Origin of the sequence: Micromonospora sp. WMMD737, from assembly GCF_049179055.1 — a bacterium.
Taxonomy (GTDB): Bacteria; Actinomycetota; Actinomycetes; order Mycobacteriales; family Micromonosporaceae; genus Micromonospora; species Micromonospora reichwaldensis.
This window is the reverse complement of the sequence record NZ_JBMHMH010000001.1, coordinates 4,453,269-4,477,945: the sequence shown is the minus strand read 5'-3', so window position 1 is coordinate 4,477,945 and position 24,677 is coordinate 4,453,269. Positions and strand designations below refer to the sequence as shown.

Sequence of the window (24,677 nt, the reverse complement as noted above, 5' to 3'; positions counted from 1 at the left end):
TCGGGGCCTGACCCCGCCCGAAATCTCCTTCTGAGGAAGCGTGCCGTGACCGAGCAGAACCCCGTGCCAGTCGATCCCGCCGACGACCTTCCCGAGCAGATGAAGGTCCGCCGGGAGAAGCGGGACCGGATGCTCGCCGAGGGCGTCGAGCCGTACCCCATCGGATTCCCCCGGACCAGCACGCTGGCCGAGATCCGCGAGAAGTACGCCGAGCTGCCCACCGACACCGCCACGGGAGACCAGGTCTCGGTCACCGGCCGGGTGATCTTCGTACGCAACACCGGCAAGCTCTGCTTCGCCACCCTGCGGGACGGCGACGGCACGGAGTTGCAGGCCATGCTCTCCCTCGACCGGGTCGGCCCCGACCGGCTCAACGACTGGAAGCGCCTGGTCGACCTCGGTGACCTCGTCGGCGTGACCGGCGAGGTGATCACCAGCCGGCGCGGCGAGCTGTCCGTGCTGGTCGAGCAGTGGGCGGTGACGGCGAAGGCGCTCCGCCCGCTGCCGGTGGCCCACAAGCCGCTGAGCGAGGAGGCCCGGGTCCGGCAGCGCTACGTGGACCTGATCGTCCGGCCGCAGGCCCGCCAGATGGTGCGTACCCGGGCCACGACCGTGCGCAGCCTGCGCGACTCGCTGCACGGCCGGGACTTCATCGAGGTGGAGACCCCGATGCTCCAGCTGCTGCACGGTGGCGCGGCGGCCCGGCCATTCGTGACCCACAGCAATGCACTCAGCACCGATCTGTATCTGCGAATCGCGCCGGAACTGTTTCTCAAGCGGGCCGTCGTCGGCGGCGTCGACCGGGTCTTCGAGATCAACCGCAACTTCCGTAATGAGGGTGTCGACTCTTCGCACTCGCCCGAGTTCGCGATGCTCGAGGCATACGAGGCGTACGGCGACTACGACACGATGGCCGAGCTGACCCGGAATCTCGTGCAGCAGGCGGCGATCGCCGTCAGCGGCTCGACCGTCGTGACGCACGCCGACGGCCGGGAGTTCGATCTCGGCGGCGAGTGGCGCTCGGTGACCCTCTTCGGGGTGCTTTCCGAGGCCCTCGGCGAGGAGGTCACGGTGCGCACCGAGCGCGCCCGGCTGGTGGAGTACGCCGACAAGGTGGGTTTGGCGGTCGACCCGAAGTGGGGGCCGGGCAAGCTCGCGGAGGAACTGTTCGAGGAGCTGGTGGTGCCGAGCCTCCAGGCGCCCACCTTCGTCCGCGACTACCCGGAGGAGACGAGCCCGCTGACCCGGGCGCACCGCAGCGAGCCCGGGCTGGCCGAGAAGTGGGACCTCTACGTGCTCGGTTTCGAGCTGGGGACCGCGTACTCCGAGCTGGTGGACCCGGTGGTGCAGCGGGAGCGGCTGGTGGCCCAGGCCCAGCTCGGCGCCCGCGGCGACGACGAGGCCATGCGGCTGGACGAGGACTTTCTCCGGGCGATGGAGTACGGAATGCCGCCGGCCGGGGGTATGGGAATGGGAATCGACCGGCTCTTGATGGCGCTCACCGGCCTGGGAATTCGGGAAACCATCCTCTTCCCCCTGGTTCGCCCGGAGTAGCCGCGCATCTCCACCGGGTCGTTACCGCATCCTATTGACGCGGCAAGCGCCGCGCGGGTTATTGTGCTTACAGTTTGCAGGAGCACCCTGCTCGAAAGGAATGTGGGACGTGGCCAAGCAGATCATTCATAAGCTGGTCGATGACCTGGACGGCGGGGACGCTGACGAGACGGTCAAGTTCGCGCTCGACGGCGTTCAGTACGAGATCGACCTGTCTAGCTCGAACGCCGAGAAATTGCGCGACGTATTCGCCTCGTACATCGCCCACGGCACCAAGGTGGGCAGGGGCGGCGTCGTCGTCGGCGGCCGGGCCGCGCGGGGCCGGGGTGGCGCCACCGCCGACCGGGAGCAGAACAAGGCGATCCGCGCCTGGGCCAAGAAGGCCGGCAAGGACATCTCCGACCGGGGCCGGATCCCCCAGGAGATCGTCGACGAGTACCACGCGAAGGCCGGTCACTGACCGGGACCGCCGACGGGCGACACCGACGCCGGGCCGGAGCACGACTCCGGGCCGGCGTCGCCGTATCCGCCCGGGGTCGCGTCCGAGCGGGAAGAATTCCGTCCCGACGGTCGTTGTCCACAGCCGGTGGAGAGTCTGTCCACAGCCTGTGGACGACTCCCGGACGGCCCGGATCCGGGCCGCGTCGGCACCGGCGCGACCCGCACGAGGGGTCCACGACCGGGGTCGAATTTCGCTCTGCGCGTACAGGCAGGGGTACCGGAACACCCCCTGAGCGCGGACGGTTGTGCAAAACGACGCGTACACGGCTTCCGACGGGGACACACGACCTCAGCGGAGTCGGTCCGCGGCGATAGAGTAAGGAGGCACGGACGCCCGTCCCGGTCGTCCGCGCACCGGCCCCGCCACGACTTCTTGACCATCAAGATCGAGTGCGCACGGCACGTGAGGAGCACGAGGGCATGTTCGAGCGGTTCACCGACCGAGCGCGACGGGTTGTCGTCCTGGCCCAGGAAGAGGCCCGGATGCTCAACCACAACTACATCGGTACGGAACACATCCTGCTGGGCCTGATCCACGAGGGTGAGGGCGTCGCCGCCAAGGCTCTGGAGAGCCTCGGCATCTCCCTGGAGGGCGTGCGGCAGCAGGTCGAGGAGATCATCGGCCAGGGCCAGCAGGCGCCGAGCGGGCACATCCCGTTCACGCCGCGGGCCAAGAAGGTGCTGGAGCTGTCGCTGCGCGAGGCGCTGCAGCTCGGCCACAACTACATCGGCACGGAGCACATCCTGCTGGGCCTGATCCGCGAGGGCGAGGGCGTCGCCGCCCAGGTGCTGGTCAAGCTCGGCGCCGACCTCAACCGGGTCCGCCAGCAGGTGATCCAGCTGCTCTCCGGCTACCAGGGCAAGGAGCCGGCCGCGGCGGGCGCCACGCCGGGCGAGGCCGCGCCGTCCACCAGCCTCGTGCTGGACCAGTTCGGCCGCAACCTGACCCAGGCCGCCCGCGAGGGCAAGCTCGATCCGGTCATCGGGCGCGAGAAGGAAATCGAGCGGGTCATGCAGGTGCTCTCCCGCCGCACCAAGAACAACCCGGTCCTGATCGGTGAGCCCGGCGTCGGCAAGACCGCCGTGGTGGAGGGGCTGTCCCAGAAGATCATCAAGGGCGAGGTGCCCGAGACGCTCAAGGACAAGCAGCTCTACACGCTCGACCTCGGTGCCCTGGTCGCCGGCTCCCGCTACCGCGGTGACTTCGAGGAGCGCCTCAAGAAGGTGCTCAAGGAGATCCGCACCCGCGGCGACATCATCCTCTTCATCGACGAGATCCACACCCTGGTCGGCGCGGGTGCCGCCGAGGGCGCGATCGACGCGGCGAGCATCCTCAAGCCGATGCTGGCCCGTGGCGAGCTGCAGACCATCGGCGCGACCACGCTCGACGAATACCGCAAGCACCTGGAGAAGGACGCCGCCCTCGAGCGCCGCTTCCAGCCGATCCAGGTGGGTGAGCCGTCGCTGGCCCACACCATCGAGATCCTCAAGGGCCTGCGCGACCGCTACGAGGCGCACCACCGGGTCAGCATCACCGACGCGGCCCTCGTGGCCGCCGCGACGCTGGCCGACCGGTACATCTCCGACCGCTTCCTGCCGGACAAGGCGATCGACCTGATCGACGAGGCCGGCGCCCGGATGCGGATCCGCCGGATGACCGCGCCGCCGGACCTGCGCGACTTCGACGAGCGCATCGCCCAGGTGCGTCGCGACAAGGAGTCCGCGATCGACGCGCAGGACTTCGAGCGCGCCGCCCAGCTGCGCGACAAGGAGAAGCAGCTCCTCGGCCAGAAGGCGCAGCGGGAGAAGGAGTGGAAGGCCGGTGACCTGGACGTCGTCAGCGAGGTCGACGACGAGCAGATCGCCGAGGTGCTCGGCAACTGGACCGGCATCCCGGTCTACAAGCTGACCGAGGAGGAGACCTCGCGCCTGCTGCGCATGGAGGACGAGCTGCACAAGCGCGTCATCGGCCAGGAGGACGCGGTCAAGGCGGTCTCGAAGGCGATCCGGCGCACCCGGGCCGGCCTGAAGGACCCGAAGCGTCCGTCGGGCTCGTTCATCTTCGCCGGCCCGTCCGGTGTCGGTAAGACCGAGCTCTCCAAGGCGCTCGCCGAGTTCCTGTTCGGCAGCGAGGACGCCCTCATCCAGCTGGACATGTCCGAGTTCCACGACCGCTACACGGTCTCCCGGCTGGTGGGTGCCCCTCCCGGCTACGTCGGCTACGACGAGGGCGGCCAGCTGACCGAGAAGGTGCGGCGTCGGCCGTTCTCGGTGGTCCTCTTCGACGAGATCGAGAAGGCCCACCCGGACGTGTTCAACACGCTGCTCCAGATCCTGGAGGACGGTCGGCTCACCGACGGTCAGGGCCGGATCGTGGACTTCAAGAACACGGTCATCATCCTGACCACCAACCTGGGCACCCGCGACGTCGCCAAGGCGGTCTCGCTCGGCTTCCAGGCGTCGGAGGACTCCGAGTCCAACTACGACCGGATGAAGCAGAAGGTCAACGACGAGCTCAAGCAGCACTTCCGGCCTGAGTTCCTCAACCGGATCGACGACACCATCGTCTTCCACCAGCTGCGCCAGCTGGAGATCCTGTCGATCGTCGACATCATGATCCAGCGGATCGAGGGCCAGCTGCGGAACAAGGACATGGGTCTGGAGCTGACCGACAACGCCAAGAAGTACCTGGCGAAGAAGGGCTTCGACCCGGTGCTCGGTGCGCGTCCGCTGCGTCGCACGATCCAGCGCGACATCGAGGACAACCTGTCCGAGCGGATCCTCTTCAACGAGCTGACCCCGGGTCAGATCGTGGTGGTGGACTGCGAGGGCGATCCGGAGGACATCGACAAGTCCAAGCTCATCTTCACGGGCGCGGACCGGCCGGCCACCGTGCCGGACGCCGTCCCGGCCGACCTCGGTGGCACCGCCGCCGCAGGCGCGGACGAGTAGGACCGAAACAGCAGCACGAGGGCGGCGGCCCGGTGGCACCAGCCACCGGGCCGCCGCCCTCTCCGCCCACCCCACCCCCGCTCACCTCACCCCGCCCCGCCACCCCCGCTCACCCCACCCCACCCCGCCACCCTGCCCGCGCCACCCCCCGTCCGCGGCGATCATGCAGTTGTGGCGCCGGGTAGGCGTCCGTTCGGGCGATTTGCACCCCACCACACCTGCATGATCGCCCACCGCCCACCGCCCACCGCCCACCGCCCACCGCCCACCGCCCACCGCCCACCGCCCACCGCCCGCCGCCGTCAGCGGCGTCCACGCCGGCGTCCCCGACGGGGCGACCGGTCGTCGGTAGTGGCGGCGAGTGCCGGGCGGGCTTCGGAGGCTCCGGCGGGTGATGGGCCACGCGGAAGGCCATCCGGGGCGGTCAGGCCGCGCGGACCGCTGCGCGCCAGCACGTAGGCCGGGACAGGACGGCCGGCCCGGTTTCGGCTGGACGGGCGTACGACCGCTGCCGGCCAGCATGTCGAGCGGGAACCGCCCGGCGCACAGCGGTCGGCGGAGTCACGACCGGGCTGGGGTGCACGTCCGGTTCGTGGCGGCATCGGTTGCGGGGCCGATCGGGCCGTCCGTCCGTTTCATGGCGGTTTGTGGTGGCACCGGTCACGCGCCCGGTGGGCATGGGTCGGGGGGCCGGGTCGTTGTAACCACCGTGAGCGCGTAACCCCGGGCCCCAGACCCCTGAGCCCTGCGGGATGGCCGGGGTCGCCGGTCGGAATGCCGGCCGGGCCCGTGTCGTTACATCCCCCGGACGCGCCCCACCCTCTCGTCGAGGGCGTACCTGGTTCGACCTTTCCCTCAGCCCGCGATGCCACCGGTCCCCCCGTGGTGTGTGTCGCGTACCCCCGATCGAAAGGTGCTGCCACCATGCGTACCGACATCCTGCGTAAGACCGCCCTGACCGCTGCCGGGCTCGCCTTCAGCGGCGGCGCCATCGCCGGCCCCGTCACCACCGCCCTCGCCGCCCCCGCCGAGGCCAAGCCCACCACCGTCGCCCAGGACCTTAAGGGCAGCGAGCGCGAACTCGGCGTGCGCTACGAGGCACAGCCCAACTTCTACTACTGCGGCCCCGCCGCCGCCCGCAACGCCCTGAGCGTGCAGGGCAAGAACATCGACGTCGACGGCATGGCCCAGCGCATGGGCACCACCGAAGCCGGCACCAACTCCATCAACGACATCACCCCCGTCCTGAACAAGGAGACCGGCAAGGACGCCTACCAGTCCGTCGAGATCCGTGAGCCGAAGGCCGACGACAAGCAGACCGACAAGCTACGCGCCGACATCGTCACCGCCATCGACGAAGGCCACGCCATCGTCGCCAACATCGCCGGCACCGCCACCGACACCGACGGCACCACCCACTCCTTCGAAGGCGGGCACTACATCAGCGTCGTCGGCTACCGCGACAACGGCAACACCGTCACCATTGCTGATTCCGCCAACCCCAACCAGGCCTCCTACCGGATGAGCGTCGACAACCTCGCCGACTGGATCGCCACCCGCGGCTACACCGCCTGACCCAACAACGGCAACACGCACCCGGCAACACCCAACGACAAGGGCCGGCCCCACAAGGGGCCGGCCCTTTCGTCACGCCCGGGGCTGGCCCACGCCGACTCGGCGCCGCCCAGCGTCCCGCGCCGCCCAGCGCCCACGCGGACCAGGCCGGGCCGTGCGCCGCCGCCCAGCGCCCACGCGGACCAGGCCGGGCCGTGCGCCGCCGCCCAGCGCCCACGCGGACCAGGCCGGACCGTGCGCCGCCGCCCAGCGCCCACGCGGACCAGGCCGGGCCGTGCGCCGCCGCCCAGCGCCCACGCGGACCAGGCCGGGCCGTGCGCCGCCGCCCAGCGCCCACGCCGACCACGCCGCGCAGCGCCGGGCCGTGCGCCGCCGCCCCGCGTCCGCGCCGCCTCGCGTCCGCGCCGTGCAGCGCCGAGCCGCGCCGTGCAGCGCCGAGCCGCGCCGTGCAGCGCCGAGCCGCGCCGTGCTGTGCAGCGCCGCGCTGGGCCGTCCCGCGCCGCCCAGCGCCCACGCCGACCGCGCCGAGCCGCGTCGCGCAGCCGCCGGGCCGTGCCAGCGCCGTGCAGCGCCGCGCCAGCGTCCGTTGCCGGGTCAGCCCACCGGGACCGGTGGCCCGTCGCCGACGAGGCGGAACGAGGATTCGCCGACCGGTTCCACGAGACCGTCCCGCACCAGTCCGGCGAGCGCCCGGGACCGCTGGACGTCGTCGGCCCACACCTGGTCGAGCCGCTGGTGCGGCACCGGCCCGGTCGCCTCCCGCAGTACGCCGAGCAGCAGCCCGCGTACCTGACGGTCGGTGCCGGCGTACCGCTGGGGGCGGCGGGTCGGACCCGCGGGCGCCTCGCGGCCGGACGCGCGCCAGGCGCAGACCGATTCGACGGGGCAGGCGCCGCAGCGGGGCGACCGGGCGACACAGATCACCGCGCCCAGCTCCATGAAGGCCGCGCTGGCCAGGGCGGCGGCGGCCGGTTCGACGGGGAGCAGCTCCTCGGTGGCGACCAGGTCTGCCGGGCGGGTCGCCGGGCCGGCGTCCGGTTCGCCGGCGATCGCCCGGCAGACCACCCGCCGCACGTTGGTGTCGACCACCGGGTGCCGCTGACCGTACGCGAACGCGGCCACCGCCCGGGCCGTGTACGTGCCGACCCCCGGCAGCGCCAGCAACTGGTCCAGCCGGTCGGGGACCTGCCCGCCGTGCCTCTCGACGATCGCCAGCGCGCAGTCGCGCAGCCGCACCGCCCGACGGGGATAGCCGAGCCGCCCCCACATCCGGATGGCCTCGGCGGGGCTGTCCGCCGCCAGCGCGGCCGGCTCGGGCCAGCGCGCCAGCCAGGCCTCCCAGGCGGGGAGCACGCGCACGACAGGCGTCTGCTGGAGCATGACCTCGCTGACCAGGATGGCCCACGGGCTCACGTCGGGTCCGCGCCATGGCAGGTCGCGGGCGTTCTCCTCGTACCACCGGCTGACCAGGGTGGCGAAAGTGGGCTCAGACATCGCGTCGCCGATGATGTCACGCGGCCCATGGCCGGGGCGGCGCGGGCGACGGTGCCGGGACGGGCACCGCTACCGTCCCGCTGGCTGGGCGGTCCGGGCGGGGCGCTGCTGCGGCGGCGGACGGATCGGGCAGAATGCCCGGATGAACGAGCTCGCGATCACCGTCATCGGCCGGGACCGGCCAGGCATCGTGGCCGACGTCGCCGAGCTGCTCGCCCGGCTCGGCGCGAACCTCACCGACAGCACCATGACCCGGCTGCGGGGGCACTTCGCGATGACCCTGATCTGCGTGGGCCCGGCCGCCGCCGACGTCGAGGCCGCGCTGGCGCCGCTCTCCGCCGACAGCCAACTGCTGGCCACCGTACGCGCGGTCACCCCCGACGGCGAGACGGCTCCCGCCGGCGAGCCGTACGTGATGGCGGTGCACGGCGCGGACCGGATGGGCATCGTGGCGGCCATGACCCGGGTGCTCGCCGACGCTGGCGGCAACGTCACCGACCTGAGCACCCGCCTCACCGGCTCGCTCTACGTGGTGGTCGCCGAGGTGGAGTTGCCACCCGGCACGGCCGACGGGCTGGCCGGGCGGCTGGCGGCGACGGCCGAGGAATTGGGCGTCGGGGTGACCCTCCGGCCGGCCGATCCGGACCTGCTGTGACCGGCGCCGGGCGCGGATCGGAGATCGAGGCGTACGTCGGTCTCGGCGACTGGACCCCGGAGTCCCTGGCCGTGCCGGGGGAGGTGCGACCGGTGGTGTCCGCGCCGGAGCAGGTGCTCAGCCGCTCCGGCGGCGAGGTGGATCCGACGGCGGCGGAGACGGTACGGCTGGCCGCCGACCTGATCGCCACCATGCGGGTGTCCCCGGGTTGCGTGGGGCTGGCCGCCCCGCAGGTCGGGGTGGGTGCGCAGGTCTTCGCGGTGGACGTGACGGGCCACCCGAAGGCGTTGACCGTGCACGGCACCTTCGTGCTGTGCAACGCCCGCGTCGTCGAGGCGAGCCGGTGGAAGGTGGCGCGCGAGGGGTGCATGTCGGTGCCCGACCTGACCGGGGACGTCAAGCGGGCGAGCCGGCTGGTGGTGGAGGGCGTCCTGCCCGGCACCGGACGGCCCGTACGGCTGGTGACGGACGGGTTCGAGGCGCGGGCCCTCCAACACGAGATCGACCACTGCGCGGGCCTGCTCTTCCTGGACCGGGTCGCGGGTGCGCACGCCATCTACCAGCGCAAGGTGTACCTCTGAGTGCCGGCGGCGCGGCGACCCGGCGTCGCCGGCGGGACACGGTCGGCAGTCGCGTGTGGAGGGTCGGTGCGGTGAGCGGAGGGCGACTCGGCGCGTCGTGCGGGGCTGGCGTGCCCCGCGCCGCTACGGTGGGGGCATCATGCGTCTGACGGTCGGCCCCCTGCCCCCCGCCGTGTACTGGCGGCGTCGCGCCGTCGTATTCGGAGCGGGGCTTCTCTTCCTGATTGTCCTGCTCTATTCGTGCACCGGATCGGACCGGAACGCGAAGAAGGGCGGTGACGCGCAGCCCACTCCGGGCGCGACGTCCTCCGGTGCCTCGCCGGAACCCACCGGTTCGGTGCTCGCCCCGCAGACCGGGGGGCCCTCGCCGGGTGCGGCGGACGGCCCTGACGCCGACGACCCGTCGGGCGAGCCGGTCACCACCGACTCGCCGCCGGTGGCGCCCGTCGTGCCGGCCGCCGGCGACGGCGCCTGCACGGACGCCGAGATCACGGTGACCCCGGTGGCCCAGCCCGCCTCGGTGGTCCGGGGGGCCGTGGTGGACCTCCAGCTCAAGATCAAGAATCGGTCCGAGCGGACGTGCAGCCGCGATGTCGGCGCCTCCGTGCAGGAGCTGTTCATCAAGTCGGGGGCCGAGAAGATCTGGTCGTCCGACACGTGCGGCACCGCCCAGGGCTCCGACGTGCAGTCCTTCACCCCGAGCTTCGAGCGCTCCTACCAGGTGGGCTGGAACGGCCGCGACACCACCAAGTGCGCCAACGGGGTGGCGGCGGGCCCCAACCCGCCGGCCGGCACCTACCAGGTCTACGCCCGGGTCGGCACCAAGCTCAGCGAGCCGGTCAAGCTCACCATCACCGACTGACCGTCCGTGGGCCGGGCGGCCGGCCGGGCAGACCGCGCTGTCGGACGGACCGGGCCGCCGCGCGGTCGGTTGGTCGGCCAGGCCGGGCCCGCCCGGCGGATGACGGGTGGCGGTGCGGCCCCGGAGGCTGTGACCGTGGGGGACCGGCTGGCGACCGGCGTACGGGCCGGGTCAGACGTAGCGTTCGAGGATCGACGCCTCGGCGAGCCGGGACAGCCCCTCACGGACGCCCCGGGCGCGTGCGTCGCCGACCCCCTCGACGGCCTGGAGATCCTCGACCGTGGCGCCCAGCAGCCGCTGGAGACTGCCGAAGTGCACGACGAGGCGGTCGACCACGGCGACCGGTAGCCGGGGCACCTTGGCCAGCAGCCGGAACCCGCGCGGGCTGACCGCCGCGTCGAGGGCGTCGGACGCGGCCGGGTAGCCGATGGCCTTGGCGACCGCGACGAGGTCGATCAGCTCGGTCGCGCCGAGCAGATCCAGCTCCACCAGGGCCTCGTCGAGGGTGCGGGACTTCCGGCCGGCCGGCAGGTAGTCCCGGATCACCAGGGTGCGGTCGGCGTCGACGCCGGCCATCAGCTCGTCGAGCTGGAGGGCGAGCAGGCGGCCGTCGGTGCCCAACTCCACCACGTAGCCGGCGATCTCGTCGGCGATGCGGCGGACCATCTCCAGCCGCTGCACCACCGCGACCGCGTCCCGTACGGTGACCAGGTCCTCGATCTCCAGAGCGGAGAGGGTGCCGGAGACCTCGTCGAGCCGGAGCTTGTAGCGCTCCAGCGTGGCCAGCGCCTGGTTGGCGCGGGACAGGATCGCCGCCGAGTCGTCCAGCACGTGCCGCTGGCCGTTGACGTAGAGGCTGATGATCCGCATCGACTGGCTGACCGAGATGACCGGGTAGCCAGTCTGCCGGGCGACCCGCTCCGCCGTGCGGTGCCGGGTGCCGGACTCCTCGGTCGGGATGGTGGGGTCGGGCATCAGGTGCACGGCGGCCCGCACGATCCGGGTGCCGTCGCTGGAGAGCACGACCGCGCCGTCCATCTTGCACAGCTCCCGTACCCGCGTGGCGGAGAACTCGACGTCGAGCGGGAACCCACCCGTGCAGAGACCCTCGACCACCTTGTCGTAGCCGAGGACGATCAACGCGCCCGTCCGGCCGCGCAGGATGCGCTCGAGGCCGTCGCGCAGCGCGGTGCCCGGGGCCATCAGGGCGAGGTTCGCCCGCAACGGGTCGCCGGCGCCCCCGGCGCCGCCGGTCACGGTCACGCTGATCGCGCGGGCGGGGGAGCCCACGGCGCCGGTGCGGGCGTGGGGTGTCGCGCCAGCAGGCTTGGCGGTGTCGCGGTCGATCGGCACAGGCACAGTCTACGGACTGCCCTGCGGTGGGTGCTGTCGTGGTTACTGTGATGTGTCACGATGCCCCAGCTCGCCCGGACCGTGGCCCTGCGTCCGGGCTGTCCGGTATCGGACCGGACGCTCCGCCGACCACCCCCGGCGGTCACTCGGCGGAAGCCCGGGCGACGGCCTGGAGCGCCGAGCGTACGTCGGTCACCTCGATCACCCGCATGTGCTCCGGCGTGACTCCGGTGCTCTCGGGGCCGCAGCCGGTCGGCACCAGCGCGAGCCGGAAGCCGAGCCGGGCCGCCTCGGCCAGCCGGCGCGGCACGGCGCCGACACGGCGCACCTCGCCCGTCAGGCCGACCTCGCCGATCGCCACCAGGTGCGGCGCGATGGCCAGGTTGAGCCCGCCCGAGGCGACGGCGAGGGCCACGGCGAGGTCGGCCGCCGGCTCCACCACCCGGATGCCGCCGACGGTGGCCGCGAAGACCTCCCGGTCGTGCAGGGTCAGGCGTTCGGTGCGCCGCTGGAGCACGGCCAGCACCATCGCGAGCCGGGCCGAGTCGAGCCCCGAGACCGTCCGCCGGGGCGAACCGGCCACGGTCGCGCCGATCAGCGCCTGCACCTCGGTCACGAGTGCCCGGCGCCCCTCCATCGCCACCGTGACGCAGGTGCCGGGCACCGGCTCCGAATAGCGGGTCAGGAAGAGCCCCGACGGGTCGGCCAGGCTGCTGATGCCGCCCTCGTGCATCTCGAAGCAACCCACCTCGTCGGCGGCGCCGAAGCGGTTCTTCACGCCGCGCACCATGCGCAACGAGGAGTGCTTGTCGCCCTCGAAGTGCAGCACCACGTCGACCAGGTGCTCCAGCACCCGGGGCCCGGCGACCTGGCCGTCCTTGGTGACGTGGCCGACCAGCACGGTGGCGATGCCCCGCTCCTTGGCGACCGCGACAAGGGCGGCGGTGACCGCCCGCACCTGGGTCACCCCGCCCGACACGCCCTCGGCGTTGTTCGTGGAGATGGTCTGCACCGAGTCGAGCACCAGCAGCCCCGGCTTGACCGCGTCGAGGTGACCGAGCACCGCGGCGAGGTCGCTCTCGGCCGCGAGGTAGAGCTGGTCGTGCAGGGCGCCCATCCGCTCCGCGCGCAGCCGGACCTGGCTGACCGACTCCTCGCCGCTGACCACCAGGGAGGGGCTGCCGGCGCCGGCGGCCCACTGCTGGGCCACGTCGAGCAGCAGGGTGGACTTGCCGACCCCCGGCTCGCCGGCGAGCAGCACCACCGCGCCGGGGACCAGGCCGCCGCCGAGGACCCGGTCGAGCTCGCTGACCCCGGTGGGGCGGGCCCGGGCCGGAGCGGCGCTGATGGTGGCGATCGGCCGGGCCGGCTCGGCCGGCATCCGGGAGCTGACCACCTTGCCGGAGACCGTCGGGCCGGTGACCGTGCACTCGACCACCGAGCCCCACTCGCCGCACTCCGGGCAGCGCCCGACCCACTTCGGCGGCTGGTGCCCGCAGGCGTCGCACTCGTAGGCCGGCCGGGGCTCGCGGGCGGCGGCGCGGCCGCGCCCGCCGGCCCCGCCGGCGCGGGAGGAGGTCGATCGGGAGGTGGTCACACCGGGACGTTAGTCCTCCGGTACGACGAAGACACCGCCGGCGTGGCGGTCACCACGCCGACGGTGCCGTCGGAAACAGCGGGGCGGAGGGTCAGTGACCGCCGCCCTCGTTCTCCTCGTAGCCGCCCAGGCGCTCGACGATCTTCGACGGGGGCGCGGCCGGGGTGAGCGGCACGGCGACCGGGGCCGGGCCGGTGACCGTGGCACCGTTACCGAAGTCGAAGGTCAGGGTGACGTTCTGGCCGGAGCGCAGCGCCTCGGTCAGGCCGATGAGCTGGAAGACCCGGTTCGACTGGGTGTTGAGCTGCACGTAGCTCAGCGGCGCGATCTCGATCCGGGCCGGCTCGCCGGCCGGCGCGGCCGGGCTCTCGGGGGCGGGGCTCTCCGGGGCGCCGGGGCTGACCGACTCCGACGGGCTCTGGGAGGCGCCGGGGCTGGCCGATCCCGACGGGCTCTCGGCGGCGCCGGGGCTGGCCGACTCCGCCGGCGAGGGCGACCCGGACGGGGCGGGCGACTCCGACCCGCTCGGGGACGCCGACGGGCTGGCCGAGGCGCCGGTGCCGGTGATCACCACCTCGCGCGCGCTGTCGGTGGTCACGGTCACGGTCACCGGGTTCGGCGAGTCGTTGTAGATCACGGCGCTCAGGACGGCGTTGGCACCCGCCTTGTAGCCCTCGGTGCCGGGGAACTCGACCAGCAGGCCGCGGACCGCGTAGGCGCCGTTGCCGGCCGACAGGTTGACGCCCTGGACCGACGGCTCCTTGTTGGCGGTCTCGGAGACCTGGCCGGCGCCGCAGCCGGACAGCAGCAGCCCGGTCGCCGCGGCCATCCCGGACAGCAGCAGGGCCGCCCGCCGGGAACCCCTGATCGAGCGCGTCACGTCGGTCCTCCTCGTCACGATCCCACCCGGTGCTCACGCCGGGCATGGTGGCCATGCCCGCGCAGACCGCGCTCCAGGGTAGTTGGGCCTGATCCGCCCCCGCACGCCGACCCGGAGATGGCACCCGGGGGGACGCGCGTCACACCAGTCGGCCGCTCGTGACCAGCAGGACGACGTCGATGAGGGCGACCAGCATCACGGCCCGGAAAGCGGCCACCGGCCGGCCGCCGGCCCGGGCGGCGGCGCGTCCCGCGTACCAGCTCAGCGGCGGCACCACGACGGCGGCCGCGACCGCGGCGAGGCCGACCCCCGACGGGGGCCCGGGCGGCCCGAGGACCAGCGTGGCGGTCGCCGTGAGCAGCAGCAGCGCGGCGGCGGCCCGGCTGCCGGCCGGACCGAGCCGGTGCGGCAGTCCACGCACCCCCGTCAGGGCGTCGTCGGCCAGGTCGGGCAGGACGTTGGCGAAGTGCGCCCCGGCGCCCAGGCAGGCGGCGGCGGCGACCAGCCAGACCGGTGGCACCACCGCCCCGGGCAGCGCCAGCACGACGAAGGCGGGCAGGGAACCGAAGGAGACCGCGTAGGGCAGCACCGAGACCGCTGTCGACTTCAGCGGCCAGTCGTAGAGCAGCGCGGAGACCAGCCCGAGGGTGGCGCAGAGCGCGGCGGCCGGGCCGGTGGCCAGCGCCAGCGCCGGGGTGGCGAGCGCGGCCACCGCCGCGGCCACGGCCGTCGCGCGCCGGCCGACCGCGCCGGCGGCGACCGGCTTGTCGGTACGCCCCACCGTGGCGTCCCGGTCGGCGTCGAGCGCGTCGTTGGCCCAGCCGACGGCGAGCTGGCTGGCCGCCACGGTGAGCACCACGGCGAGGATCCCGCCCGGCCGGTGCCCGACGCCCCACGCGAGCAGCCCGGCCACCGTGGTGACCGCGGCGGCCGGCTCCGGGTGACTCGCCCTGACCAGCCCTAGCACCGTTGGCGACATAGGGAAAGTCTGGTCGTTACCGGGCAGTCGTGCCACGCTCGGTCCATGCCAGACGCGGGCCGCACCCTGCCACGCAACGATCCGCGCCAGTACGACGACCTGGCCGGCGAGTGGTGGCGGCCGGACGGCGCGTTCGCGATGCTGCACTGGCTGGCCGAGGCCCGCGCGGCGCTCGTACCGCCGGCGTCCCGCCCCGGCGCCCTCCTCGTCGACCTCGGCTGCGGCGCCGGGCTGCTCGCCCCGCACCTGGCCGGCAAGGGCTACCAGCACGTGGGCGTCGACCTCACCCGGTCGGCCCTGGCGCAGGCCGCCGCGCACGGGGTGACCGTCGTCAACGGCGACGTGACCGCCGTACCGCTGGTCGACGGCTGCGCCGACGTGGTCGCCGCGGGCGAGTTGCTGGAGCACGTGCCGGACTGGCGGCGCGCGGTGGCCGAGGCGTGCCGGCTGCTGCGGCCCGGCGGCCTGCTCGTCCTGGACACGTTGAACGACACGGCGCTGAGCCGCCTGCTGGCCGTGCGGATCGCCGAGCGGCTGCCCACGGTGCCGAAGGGCATCCACGATCCACGGTTGTTCGTGGACGCCCGGGCGCTGGTGGCGGAGTGCGCCCGGCACGGGGTCGACCTGCGCCTGCGGGGCATCCGGCCGGGGATGCCGGGCCTGCTCGGCTGGTTGGTCCGCCGGATGCGCGCCGCCGGTCGTCCGTACGCGGTCGCGGCCGACCGTCCGCATGCGACGCTCGCCGGCCGCCCGCCGCGGATCGTGCCGACCTGGTCGACGGCCGTGCTCTACCAGGGGCGTGGTACGCGGAGCGGATAGCGGTGCCCGTCCCTGGGTAGGGAGAGGGCCGAGAAGGGGGCTGTATGACGCAGCACGCGTTGGAGGCGGCTCGCCGCCTGGCACCGAGGCTGGCCGCCCGGGCGGCCGAGCACGACCGGGACGGCTCGTTCCCGGTCGAGGACTTCCGTGACCTGCGCGAGGCCGGGCTCTTCGGCCTGATGGTGCCCACCGCCCTCGGCGGGACGGGCGCCACCTTCGCCGAGTACGCCGCGGTCGCCACCGAGCTGGCCCGGGGCAACGGCGCGACGGCCCTGGTCTTCAACATGCACGCCTCGGTCACCGGTGCGCTCGGCGCGGTGACCGAGGAACTGGCCGAGGCGCTCGGCGTCCCGGACGAGGCGCTGGCCGCCCGGGACCGGCTGCTCACCGCCGCCGCCCAGGGCGCCTGGTACGCCGTGGCGATGAGCGAGCGCGGCGCCGGCGCCCGGCTCTCCCAGCTCAGCACCGTCTACGAGCCGGCCGACGGCGGTTGGCACCTCAAGGGCAGCAAGACGTTCTGTTCCGGGGCCGGGCACGCGGACGGTTACCTGGTGGCGGCCCGCAGCGCCGCCGACCAGTCGGTGGTCTCCCAGTTCCTGGTGCCGGCCGGCGACGGGCTGACCGTCGAGCCCACGTGGGACTCGCTCGGCATGCGCGCGACCTCCTCGCACGACCTGCACCTGGACGTGACCGTGCCGGCCGACCGGCTGCTCGGCGGCGTGGAGGGGCTGGCCCTGGTGGTCGCCCAGCTCATGCCGCACTGGCTGGTGGCCAGCTACGCCGCCGTCTACGTGGGGGTGGCCCGGGCGGCCGTCGACGCGGCGGCCGAGCACCTGAACGCCCGCAACCTCGCCGGCCTGCCGGCGGTCCGGTCCCGCCTGGGCCGGGCCGACGCGGCGGTGGCGGCGGCTCAGCTGGTGGTCGCGGAGGCGGCCCGCCGGGTGGACGAGGCGCCCGGCGACGCGGAGACCAACCGCTGGGTCTGGCGGGCGAAGCTGCTCGCCGGCACCACCGCCGCCGACGTGGCCGCGTCCGTGCTGGAGGCGGCCGGCACGTCCGCGACCCGGCGGGGACATCCGCTGGAGCGGCTCTACCGGGACGCCCGCTGCGGCTCGCTGCACCCGGCGACGTCGGACGTCTGCGCGGACTGGCTGGGCGTCGCCGCGCTGGGTGGTGACCCGGACCGCGACGGAACGGTCCCTCGTTGGTGAGCGTGGGGGGTCCGCCGGGTCGGCGGACGCGCGGGCGCACGGCCCGTCCAGGGGCGGGTTCTACCGCCCGGTGCGCAAGGCCGGACGAGAGGTGGGCATGGTGGCCGTACCGGTGATCGCGGGGCTGGGGACGGCGCACCCGCCGTCGGCCGCGCAGGACGACCTGTGGGAGGGCTTCTTCTCGAAGCACTTCTCCGGCAGCACGCGGGCGCTGGCGCAGCGCATCTTCGCGCATTCGGGGGTCACCCGCCGGCAGGCTGCCGTGAACCCGCTGCTGGAGGACGTCTCCGACTGGCCCACGGAGCGGCGGATGCGCCGCTACCTGGTCGAGGCGCTGCCGCTGGGCAAGGAGGCGGTGGGCCGGGCGTTGACGGCCGCCGGCCTCTCCGCCGGCGACGTCGGGCTCTTCGTCGTCTGTTCGTGCACCGGGTACGCCACCCCGGGGCTGGACATCCTGCTCGCCCGGGACCTGGGCATGGCCCCGGACACGCAGCGCCTGTTCGTCGGGCACATGGGCTGCTACGCCGCGCTGCCGGGCCTGGGCGCGGCGAGCGACTTCGTCACCGCCCGGGGCCGGCCCGCGCTGCTGCTCTGCGCGGAGCTGACCAGCCTGCACATCCAGCCCTCCAGCGCCCGGGTGGACACCCAGCAGATCGTCTCCCACGCGCTCTTCTCGGACGCCGCGGTCGCCGCCGTGGTCGTTCCCGGCGGCCGGGGGTACGCGCTGCGCGAGGTCACCTCCGTCACGGACACCTCGACGGCCGACCACATGACCTGGGACGTCACCGACACGGGTTTCCGGATGGGGCTGTCGCCGAAGGTGCCGCAGGTGCTCTCCACGCACGTCCGGGGCCTGGTCGAGGGGCTGCTGGCCCGGCACGGCACGACGCTGTCCGAGGTGGACGGCTGGGCGGTGCACCCGGGCGGCCCGCGCATCCTGAACGTGGTCGAGCGGGAGCTGGCCCTGCCGCCGGAGGGCTTGGCGGCGTCCCGCGCGACGCTGGACGAGCACGGCAACTGCTCGTCGCCGACGGTGCTGCTGATCCTGGACCGGCTGCGCCGGGCCGCGTCGCCGCCGCGGCGGGTGGTGATGCTGGCGTTCGGCCCCGGCCTGACCCTCTTCGCCGCGTTGCTCGAACGGACAGGAGTGGGCGGTTCGCCCGGCGCGGTTACCCTCTGATGATGGACGCCGATGCGGCAGACCGGCCGGAGACCGGGCCGGACGCGGGTGGGCACACGACTGACGTCGGGGCCGACGATCGGCTGCGCGGTGCCGTACTGGCCGTGGCGGGGCTGGCCGCGCTGGTCGGCGGCGGCCTCTGGTGGCAGGCCGAGGCGCCCCGCACCGGCCCCGCGCCGGACCTGTCGAACGTCGCACCGGCGGACCGGGCCCGGCTCGCCGCCCCGCCGGACGCCCGCGTCCGGTTCGTCGTGCCCCCTGAGGGGTCCGGGCGGCCCGCCAGCTTCTGGCGCGTCGACCCGCGCAGCGGCGCGACGATCCGGACGGATCCGCGCGGCGGCGCGGTGGTGGGGGTGGACCCGCGTGGCGGCGCGACGGTGCGGGTGGACGCCGAGGACCCGGAGCAGCGCCGTGCCGGGGACGACCGGCTCCAGGCGGGCGACGGGCGTCGGGGCGGGCTGGCCAGCTTCCCCGACACGGTCTGGACCGCACGGGCCGTGCTCAGTCCGGCGGAGGGTCTCGTCAAGCAGGCCTCCGCCGAGGGCGGGGCGCGTCACCTGCTCCAGTACCGCTGCGTCGGCCCGGGAGAGCTGCTGATCGTGGTCGACGGGGCCTGGGCGGCCGACCCGATCACCAGCGCCTGCGACGGCTCGGTCACGTCGACGGAGGTCACCGGCAGGGGCGGGCCGTTCCAGGTCTCGCTGTCGAGCGCCAACGCGGAGCCGCTGCGGGTCGAGGCGCAGCTGGTCGCCCTGCCCTGACCTGCTTCCCGGCGGGGCGGCTCAGGCGGCGAGGCGGGTCAGGTCGGCGCGGTAGTCCTCGGCGGAGTGGATCTCGGGGACCACCTTGACGAGGACGCCGGACCGGTCCACCAGCAGCGCGGTGACGGCGCCGGGTCGGGCCGGCAGGTGCAGGAACGAGCGCAGCCCGCCGGCCGGGTCGGCGAGCGGTCGCACCGTGGCCCCGGCGGGCGGTGGCGTGGCGCGTACGGGCCGGGTGCCGGCGACGGTGACCACCGTGACGCCGGCCGGTGCCAGGGCGGCGGCGGTGGCCACGTCGGCCGGGCAGGGGCAGCCGTCCACGAGGATGATCATCGCTGGCACCAGTCCGCGCAGGGGCACCGGTGACTGGCCGGTGTCGACCAGGTCCAGCGCGGGCAGCGGTCGACCGGCCGCCCCGGCCGACGGCGCGTACGGGGTGGGGGCGGGCTCCGGGGTGGACCGGCCGGGTCGGGGCCAGGTGACCGCCGCGAGGCCGGCGAGGGTGGTCAGCACCGCCACCAGCAGCACCAGCAGGGCGAGGGCGTACGGGGACCGGGACGACGGAGGCGGGACGGCGCGCCGGAGCGGACCACCGAGCTCGCGGCGGAGCTGTTCGGCCTCGGCGGCCAGCGCGGAGGCGTCGTCCGGCACGACCACCCGGCCCCACTCCGGTGGCAGGTCGGGCAGTCCGGGGCCGTCTGCGTCGGGCTTGCCCATCGGACCCCCAAGGACGTCTCGGCGAGCGGACTGCGGCTCGGTCTCCAGCGTCCCGCACGGGGCGGGCTGCCGCTACACCTGGGCGCGTACCCGGCCGGCGGGCTACCATGGGAGGAGCGCATAGCCCTTGATCTCGACGTTCGCGTCACTCGTACCGGGACGTCATCCGAGCGTTACGGAGCGTGGTCAAACCACTGGTTTGGCGGTCTGTCAAGCTGAAGAAAGACCTCTCACAGGGCCCCTGAGCTGCGCCAACGGTCAGGACAGCGGTGAGACATCGGTGCCTGAGCGTGTTACCCTAGACACAGCGAAAGGGGTTTCGAACCTATGGTTTTCAGTGTCGGCGAGACCGTTGTTTACCCCCACCACGGGGCCGCACTCATCGAGGCAATCGAGACTCGGGTGATCAAGGGCGAGCCTAAGCAATACCTCGTCCTGAGGGTCGCACAGGGTGACCTGACGGTCCGGGTGCCCGCCGAGAACGCCGAGATCGTGGGTGTGCGCGAGGTGGTCGGCGAAGAGGGCCTCGGCAAGGTCTTCGACGTGCTCCGTGCACCGCACACCGAGGAGCCGACCAACTGGTCGCGGCGTTACAAGGCGAATCTGGAGAAGCTGGCCTCCGGTAACCCGCTGAAGGTCGCCGAGGTCGTGCGCGACCTGTGGCGTCGGGAGCGGGAGCGGGGCCTCTCCGCGGGCGAGAAGCGCATGCTCGCGAAGGCCCGCGACATTCTCGTCGGCGAGGTCGCGCTGGCCGAGAAGAGCACCAAGGACGAGGCGGAGACGCTGCTCGACAAGGTCCTGACCGAGGCCTAGTCTCCGCAGCATCGTCGTACCCGATTCGTAGCGAACAAACCACCGAGGACCGCGACGTGACCGCGCAGCTCAATCCGTGCGGTGACGTCGCGGTCCTCGTGCCTGCGGCCGGTGCCGGCGTACGGCTCGGCCCCGGCCGCCCCAAGGCGTTGCGCCTGCTCGGCGGGGAACCCCTGCTGGTTCACGCGGTCCGACGGCTCGCCGCCGCGCCGTCGGTGCACACCATCGTCGTGGCCGCCCCGGCCGCCGAAGTGGCGGCGGTACGCGAGCTGCTCGCCCCGGTCGCCCCGGTGACCGTGGTGCCCGGCGGCGCCGAGCGGCAGGCGTCGGTGGCCGCCGCCCTCGCGGCGGTGCCCGCCGGCCCGGAGATCGTCCTCGTGCACGACGCCGCCCGGGCGCTGACCCCGCCCGACCTGGTGGAGTCCGTCGCGGCGGCCGTCCGCGCCGGGCACGACGCGGTGATCCCGGTGCTGCCCGTCGTCGACACGATCAAGGAGGTCGGCGCCGACGAGGTCGTCCTCGGCACCGTCGACCGCTCCGCCCTGCGCGCGGTGCAGACCCCGCAGGGCTTCCGCCGGTCCGTGTTGACCGCCGCGCACGCCGCCGCCGGTGACCCGCTCACCGACGACGCCGGCCTGGTCGAAAAGCAGGGCGTCCCGGTGTCCTGCGTCCCCGGCTCCGAGTACGCGCTGAAGGTCACCCGCCCGTTCGACCTGGCGCTGGCCGAGCACCTGCTCGCCACGGGCGCCTGACGCGTACCCTCTTCTCATGATCGTTCCCCGGGTGGCCATCGGCACCGACGTGCACGCCTTCGAGGCGGGCCGGCCGTGCTGGGTGGCCGGCCTGCACTGGCCCGACCAGGACGGCCTGGCCGGGCACTCGGACGCCGACGTGGCCGCGCACGCCGCCTGCAACGCGCTGCTCTCGGCGGCCGGCCTCGGGGACCTGGGCGCCAACTTCGGCGTGGGTCAGCCCGAGTGGGCCGGCGCGTCGGGCGTCGCCCTGCTCACCGAGAGCGCCCGCCGGGTGCGGGCCGCCGGTTTCGCGATCGGCAACGTGTCCGTGCAGGTGATCGGCAACCGGCCCAAGATCGGCCCGCGCCGCGAAGAGGCCCAGCGGGTGCTCTCCGAGGCGGTCGGCGCGCCCGTCACGGTCTCCGCGGCCACCACCGACGGCCTCGGCTTCCCCGGGCGCGGCGAGGGGCTCACCGGCATCGCGGTGGCCCTGGTGTACGAGGCTCCGGCCGCCTAGGCTCGCCGCGATGTCCAGCGACGCCACCTCAGACCGGTCCGCCGCCGACGGCTACCTCCAACGCGCCCAGCTCCTCGCCGAGCTGGGCCGCTACGACGAGGCCGCGGCGGAGGTCTCCTACGCCGTCGCCCTGGACCCGGCCGACGCCGGGGCGCTGACCATGCTGTCCCGGGTCCACCTCGCGGCCGGCCGGCCGACGGAGGCGCGCACCGCCGCCGACGCCGCGGTCGCCGCGGCCCCCGACAGCGTTCCGGCGCTGGTCGCCCGCGCCCTCGCCCTCGGCGATCTGGAGGAGTACGCCGAGGCGGCCCGCACCGCCGACCGGATCCTGGCGCTGGGGCCCGACGACGCGTACGCGCAGAGCAGCGCCGCCGCGATCCTGGCCGGCTCGCGCAACGGGCAGCCGGCGCTGAACGCGGCCTGGCGCGGGGTGGAGCTGGCACCCGAGAACCCCCAGGCGCACCTGGTGCTCGGGCTGGTGGCGGCGAACATGCAGATGTTCGACCTGGCCGAGCGCGCCTACCGGGAGGCGTTGCGGCTGGACCCGCAGCTCGCCGAGGCCCGGCACGACATCGGCGTGCTCCGGCTGGAGCAGCGGCGCTGGAGCGAGGCGCTGGAACACCTCGCCGAGGCCGCGTCGATGAGCCCCGGGCGGGTCGACTCCGGCCGGACCATCTCGCTCGGCCTGCGCCAGCTCGTGGTCTACGGCGCGGGCTGGACGATGATCACCGCCGTGCTGATCGCCTGCATGGCGCCGGGCAGCGCCGGGCTGTCCCGCGTCGCGGCGGCGTTCGCGGCGCTCGGCGGGGCGCTGGTGGTCTGGCGCTTCGCCGCCCGGCTGCCCGGCCTGTCCCGGACCATCCTGCCGAGCCTGCTCCGCTCCGACCGCACGCTGGCGCTGGCCGTCTACGCGGCGGCCGCCGCCCCGGCCCTGATCCTGCTCTACGCCCTGGTCGGCACCCCGTGGCCGCTGGTGCTCGCCATCCTCGCCGCGGTCGCCGCCGAACTCGCCGTGCTGTCCCGCACCACGGCGTGAGCGGCTGGCTCTGGCGACCGACCTCAGCCGAGGGCGAGGGCGTAGAAGGCGCTGGCGTCGAGCCCGTCGAGCAGCAGCAGGTGGTTGAGCTCGTCGTCGAAGAACCCGCCGAGCGGGGCGGCGGAGAGCCCGAGGGCCGTCGCGGCGAGCAGCAGGTTCTGGGCGAGGTGGCCGGTCTCCATGGCGGAGAACCGGTAGCCGCGCAGCCCGTACCGGGCCCGGGCCCGGCGTAGGTCCGCGACCACGAACAGCCAGAGCGGCACCGTCTCGACGTCGAGTCCGCCGGCGCCGGGGACGACGTCGGGACCGGTGGGCGCGAACTGCGGGGCGACCCGGGACAGCCGGTCGATGCCCGGATCGGGTGCGACCCGCCGGAGGGCGTGCCGCTCCGGCAGGTACTCGTAGAGTGCCGCCCGCATCGAGGCGATCCGGCGGGGCAGCACCAGCAGCCGCGTGGTCGCCAGGGCGCCCGGCGTCGGGTACGCCAGTCGTCGCTGGCCGTCGACCGCCGGCGCGGTGTCACCAGCCGCGTAGCGCAGCAGCCGGCCCAGGTCCGCCACGCCGGTCTCCCCTCGGCCGAAGTCGTACCGGGTGCGGCGGTCGCGCAACACCGTGGCGAGCGTGGTGTCGGCGAGCGCGCCCGGCGTCGGCTCGGGCAGTGCCAGGGTCACGGCGTCGGACGGGAGGGGGCGGACCGGTGCGGGCTCGACGGTACGGGGACGCTGGCTCGGCCACCGCGTACGGACGAACTTCGACGCCTCGTGGTACGCGCGGTCCGGGGCGTCGGTCCCGTCGGCGTGGAAGTCCGGCGCTGCGGCCGGTGCGCCGTACGCCAGCGACGCCAGCCAGGTGAGGTGGCACTCGGCCGGGATGCTCAGCCCGAGGCGGTTGTGCAGCATGTGCAGCTGCGACGCGAGGATGCCGGGCACCGTGCCGTGCAGTCGGCCCTGCCCGTCGAGCGCCCGCAGTCGCTCGACGTAGGCGGCGACCTCGTCCGCCCAGTAGTTCACAGAGGTGGCGGCACCCCTGCCCCGCGTGACGATGTCGGCGATGAGCCGCTGCCGGGCCGGGTAGGCGGACGCGTCGGCGTGGAAGTCGCGTTCCGCCGCGATCAGGGCCAGGCCGAGGTCCCGACCGTTCGCCTCGGGCACCAGCGTCCACCCGTTGGTGTAGCGGCGCAGGAACCGGACCGCCTCGTGCCCGGTGAGGCCGCTGGCGGCGAGGAACCCGAACAGCAGGTCCACGGCCGTCGACCGGCGGCGGGCGGGCGGCGCGCCGAGCAGGGCCGCGGCGACCCGGCTGGACGCGGCGAAGAGTTCCTCGGCCGCGCCGATCGCGTCCGGGCCGCCGTACCGGTCGACCTCCGGCCGGTACGGCTGTTCGACCACGGTGCCGTGCGGGTGCCAGCCCAGCTCCGGCCCATCGCCGGTCCCGTGCCCCGCGCCGGTCTCCTGCCCCGCGCCGGTCTCCTGCCCCACGCCGGTCTCCTGCCCCACGCCGGTCTCCTGCCCCACGCCGGTCTCCTGCCCCACGCCGGTCTCTTGGCCCACGCCGGTCTCTTGGCCCGCGCCGGGCCGGTCGGGCTGGTCGGTGCCCTCGGAGGCGTGCACTCCGAACTGGGCGTACCAGTCCGCCGGACGCAGTTCCCGGGCCGGTGGCGGCAGCGCGGCCACCGCTTCGACCAGCCCGGCGCGCATCCGTCGTACCGTCTCCGGCGTCGCGTCGGCGACCCGCCAGCGCAGGTGCGGACCGCCCTCCCAGTACCGGACGAAGAACCAGGAGGAGATCTCGCCCCGGGCGAGCAGGTCCGTCGTGGTCGGCACGATGTGCTCCCGCAGCACCGTCTCGGTGCACTCGGGACCGGCGTGCAGGTGGACGTGCAGGGCGGACCAGCGAGCCATGCTCG

Annotated in this window: 22 protein-coding genes; 15 read left to right on the top strand and 7 right to left on the bottom strand. The window is 74.2% G+C overall.

Annotated elements, in window-relative coordinates:
* The first annotated feature begins 45 nt into the window (after nt 1-45).
* The 4 genes from lysS to ACN27A_RS19565 all read left to right on the top strand — a co-directional run bounded on the left by lysS (nt 46) and on the right by ACN27A_RS19565 (nt 6,582).
* Complete coding sequence (lysS, locus tag ACN27A_RS19580) at nt 46-1,554, top strand: lysine--tRNA ligase (RefSeq protein ID WP_393170582.1); 1,509 nt, start codon at nt 46-48, stop codon at nt 1,552-1,554.
* A 109-nt stretch (nt 1,555-1,663) separates the two neighbouring features.
* On the top strand, nt 1,664-2,014 hold the full coding sequence (locus ACN27A_RS19575; RefSeq protein ID WP_165947879.1) for a histone-like nucleoid-structuring protein Lsr2: 351 nt from the start codon (nt 1,664-1,666) through the stop codon (nt 2,012-2,014).
* 461 nt (nt 2,015-2,475) lie between these two features.
* The gene (locus tag ACN27A_RS19570; RefSeq protein WP_132238694.1) at nt 2,476-5,007 is read left to right on the top strand and encodes an ATP-dependent Clp protease ATP-binding subunit; all 2,532 of its coding nucleotides are present in this window, start codon (nt 2,476-2,478) and stop codon (nt 5,005-5,007) included.
* A gap of 924 nt (nt 5,008-5,931) precedes the next feature.
* Nucleotides 5,932-6,582, top strand: coding sequence for a C39 family peptidase (locus ACN27A_RS19565; protein WP_421455485.1), 651 nt, complete (start codon nt 5,932-5,934; stop codon nt 6,580-6,582).
* A gap of 594 nt (nt 6,583-7,176) precedes the next feature.
* Here ACN27A_RS19565 and ACN27A_RS19560 read toward each other — a convergent pair.
* On the bottom strand, nt 7,177-8,076 hold the full coding sequence (locus tag ACN27A_RS19560; protein WP_421455482.1) for an A/G-specific adenine glycosylase: 900 nt from the start codon (nt 8,074-8,076) through the stop codon (nt 7,177-7,179).
* 142 nt (nt 8,077-8,218) lie between these two features.
* Here ACN27A_RS19560 and ACN27A_RS19555 point away from each other — a divergent pair, with 142 nt between their 5' ends.
* The 3 genes from ACN27A_RS19555 (at nt 8,219) to ACN27A_RS19545 (ending at nt 10,174) form a co-directional block, all read left to right on the top strand.
* Nucleotides 8,219-8,731, top strand: a complete 513-nt coding sequence (locus tag ACN27A_RS19555; RefSeq protein WP_421455480.1) for a glycine cleavage system protein R — start codon at nt 8,219-8,221, stop codon at nt 8,729-8,731.
* A gap of 23 nt (nt 8,732-8,754) precedes the next feature.
* A complete protein-coding gene (locus tag ACN27A_RS19550; protein ID WP_396888740.1) occupies nt 8,755-9,312 on the top strand; it encodes a peptide deformylase in 558 nt (185 codons plus the stop codon).
* A 139-nt stretch (nt 9,313-9,451) separates the two neighbouring features.
* Nucleotides 9,452-10,174: a hypothetical protein gene (locus tag ACN27A_RS19545; protein WP_421455477.1), complete on the top strand. Its 723-nt coding sequence runs from the start codon at nt 9,452-9,454 to the stop codon at nt 10,172-10,174.
* 171 nt (nt 10,175-10,345) lie between these two features.
* Here ACN27A_RS19545 and disA read toward each other — a convergent pair whose 3' ends face one another.
* The 4 genes from disA to ACN27A_RS19525 all read right to left on the bottom strand — a co-directional run bounded on the left by disA (nt 10,346) and on the right by ACN27A_RS19525 (nt 14,983).
* The gene (gene disA / locus ACN27A_RS19540) at nt 10,346-11,527 is read right to left on the bottom strand and encodes a DNA integrity scanning diadenylate cyclase DisA (protein WP_151454105.1); all 1,182 of its coding nucleotides are present in this window, start codon (nt 11,525-11,527) and stop codon (nt 10,346-10,348) included.
* A 142-nt stretch (nt 11,528-11,669) separates the two neighbouring features.
* Complete coding sequence (radA, locus tag ACN27A_RS19535; protein WP_132239886.1) at nt 11,670-13,124, bottom strand: DNA repair protein RadA; 1,455 nt, start codon at nt 13,122-13,124, stop codon at nt 11,670-11,672.
* Nucleotides 13,125-13,215: 91 nt separating this feature from the next.
* Nucleotides 13,216-14,004, bottom strand: coding sequence for a hypothetical protein (locus ACN27A_RS19530; protein WP_421455473.1), 789 nt, complete (start codon nt 14,002-14,004; stop codon nt 13,216-13,218).
* Between the two features lie 139 nt (nt 14,005-14,143).
* Nucleotides 14,144-14,983, bottom strand: a complete 840-nt coding sequence (locus ACN27A_RS19525) for a UbiA family prenyltransferase (protein ID WP_421455471.1) — start codon at nt 14,981-14,983, stop codon at nt 14,144-14,146.
* A gap of 45 nt (nt 14,984-15,028) precedes the next feature.
* On the opposite strand from ACN27A_RS19525, the gene ACN27A_RS19520 reads away from it, so the two are divergent.
* The 4 genes from ACN27A_RS19520 (at nt 15,029) to ACN27A_RS19505 (ending at nt 18,954) form a co-directional block, all read left to right on the top strand.
* Nucleotides 15,029-15,802 carry a methyltransferase domain-containing protein gene (locus tag ACN27A_RS19520; RefSeq protein WP_421455469.1) on the top strand — a complete coding sequence of 258 codons (774 nt, stop codon included), beginning with the start codon at nt 15,029-15,031 and terminating at the stop codon, nt 15,800-15,802.
* 44 nt (nt 15,803-15,846) lie between these two features.
* Nucleotides 15,847-17,013 (top strand): acyl-CoA dehydrogenase family protein, encoded by a 1,167-nt coding sequence (locus ACN27A_RS19515; RefSeq protein ID WP_421455466.1) that lies wholly within the window; start codon nt 15,847-15,849, stop codon nt 17,011-17,013.
* 91 nt (nt 17,014-17,104) lie between these two features.
* Nucleotides 17,105-18,193, top strand: coding sequence for a type III polyketide synthase (locus ACN27A_RS19510; protein ID WP_311411813.1), 1,089 nt, complete (start codon nt 17,105-17,107; stop codon nt 18,191-18,193).
* 2 nt (nt 18,194-18,195) lie between these two features.
* On the top strand, nt 18,196-18,954 hold the full coding sequence (locus ACN27A_RS19505; protein ID WP_421455465.1) for a hypothetical protein: 759 nt from the start codon (nt 18,196-18,198) through the stop codon (nt 18,952-18,954).
* Nucleotides 18,955-18,975: 21 nt separating this feature from the next.
* Here the strand turns inward: ACN27A_RS19505 and ACN27A_RS19500 are convergent, their stop codons facing one another.
* A complete protein-coding gene (locus ACN27A_RS19500) occupies nt 18,976-19,671 on the bottom strand; it encodes a hypothetical protein (protein ID WP_421455462.1) in 696 nt (231 codons plus the stop codon).
* A 327-nt stretch (nt 19,672-19,998) separates the two neighbouring features.
* On the opposite strand from ACN27A_RS19500, the gene ACN27A_RS19495 reads away from it, so the two are divergent.
* The 4 genes from ACN27A_RS19495 to ACN27A_RS19480 are packed head-to-tail and all read left to right on the top strand — an operon-like array spanning nt 19,999 to nt 22,771.
* The gene (locus ACN27A_RS19495) at nt 19,999-20,484 is read left to right on the top strand and encodes a CarD family transcriptional regulator (RefSeq protein WP_007073334.1); all 486 of its coding nucleotides are present in this window, start codon (nt 19,999-20,001) and stop codon (nt 20,482-20,484) included.
* 56 nt (nt 20,485-20,540) lie between these two features.
* The gene (gene ispD, locus ACN27A_RS19490; protein ID WP_421455460.1) at nt 20,541-21,236 is read left to right on the top strand and encodes a 2-C-methyl-D-erythritol 4-phosphate cytidylyltransferase; all 696 of its coding nucleotides are present in this window, start codon (nt 20,541-20,543) and stop codon (nt 21,234-21,236) included.
* A gap of 16 nt (nt 21,237-21,252) precedes the next feature.
* Complete coding sequence (ispF, locus tag ACN27A_RS19485; RefSeq protein WP_091101607.1) at nt 21,253-21,735, top strand: 2-C-methyl-D-erythritol 2,4-cyclodiphosphate synthase; 483 nt, start codon at nt 21,253-21,255, stop codon at nt 21,733-21,735.
* 10 nt (nt 21,736-21,745) lie between these two features.
* Nucleotides 21,746-22,771 carry a tetratricopeptide repeat protein gene (locus ACN27A_RS19480; protein WP_421455457.1) on the top strand — a complete coding sequence of 342 codons (1,026 nt, stop codon included), beginning with the start codon at nt 21,746-21,748 and terminating at the stop codon, nt 22,769-22,771.
* A gap of 23 nt (nt 22,772-22,794) precedes the next feature.
* Here the strand turns inward: ACN27A_RS19480 and ACN27A_RS19475 are convergent, their stop codons facing one another.
* Entirely contained in the window at nt 22,795-24,672 is a 1,878-nt protein-coding gene (locus ACN27A_RS19475; protein ID WP_421455454.1) for a thiopeptide-type bacteriocin biosynthesis protein, read from the bottom strand.
* Between the last annotated feature and the right edge of the window lie 5 nt (nt 24,673-24,677).

What these genes read in the sequence shown, in the direction of transcription:
- ACN27A_RS19495 (WP_007073334.1), top strand. Translation starts at nt 19,999, where the DNA reads ATGGTTTTCAGTGTCGGCGAGACCGTTGTTTACCCCCACCACGGGGCC.
- ispF (WP_091101607.1), top strand. Translation starts at nt 21,253, where the DNA reads ATGATCGTTCCCCGGGTGGCCATCGGCACCGACGTGCACGCCTTCGAG.
- ACN27A_RS19560 (WP_421455482.1), bottom strand. Translation starts at nt 8,076, where the DNA reads ATGTCTGAGCCCACTTTCGCCACCCTGGTCAGCCGGTGGTACGAGGAG.
- ACN27A_RS19500 (WP_421455462.1), bottom strand. Translation starts at nt 19,671, where the DNA reads ATGGGCAAGCCCGACGCAGACGGCCCCGGACTGCCCGACCTGCCACCG.
- ACN27A_RS19525 (WP_421455471.1), bottom strand. Translation starts at nt 14,983, where the DNA reads ATGTCGCCAACGGTGCTAGGGCTGGTCAGGGCGAGTCACCCGGAGCCG.
- ACN27A_RS19520 (WP_421455469.1), top strand. Translation starts at nt 15,029, where the DNA reads ATGCCAGACGCGGGCCGCACCCTGCCACGCAACGATCCGCGCCAGTAC.
- ACN27A_RS19475 (WP_421455454.1), bottom strand. Translation starts at nt 24,672, where the DNA reads ATGGCTCGCTGGTCCGCCCTGCACGTCCACCTGCACGCCGGTCCCGAG.
- ACN27A_RS19555 (WP_421455480.1), top strand. Translation starts at nt 8,219, where the DNA reads ATGAACGAGCTCGCGATCACCGTCATCGGCCGGGACCGGCCAGGCATC.
- ACN27A_RS19545 (WP_421455477.1), top strand. Translation starts at nt 9,452, where the DNA reads ATGCGTCTGACGGTCGGCCCCCTGCCCCCCGCCGTGTACTGGCGGCGT.
- ACN27A_RS19505 (WP_421455465.1), top strand. Translation starts at nt 18,196, where the DNA reads ATGGACGCCGATGCGGCAGACCGGCCGGAGACCGGGCCGGACGCGGGT.
- ACN27A_RS19570 (WP_132238694.1), top strand. Translation starts at nt 2,476, where the DNA reads ATGTTCGAGCGGTTCACCGACCGAGCGCGACGGGTTGTCGTCCTGGCC.
- ACN27A_RS19515 (WP_421455466.1), top strand. Translation starts at nt 15,847, where the DNA reads ATGACGCAGCACGCGTTGGAGGCGGCTCGCCGCCTGGCACCGAGGCTG.
- ACN27A_RS19565 (WP_421455485.1), top strand. Translation starts at nt 5,932, where the DNA reads ATGCGTACCGACATCCTGCGTAAGACCGCCCTGACCGCTGCCGGGCTC.
- ACN27A_RS19480 (WP_421455457.1), top strand. Translation starts at nt 21,746, where the DNA reads ATGTCCAGCGACGCCACCTCAGACCGGTCCGCCGCCGACGGCTACCTC.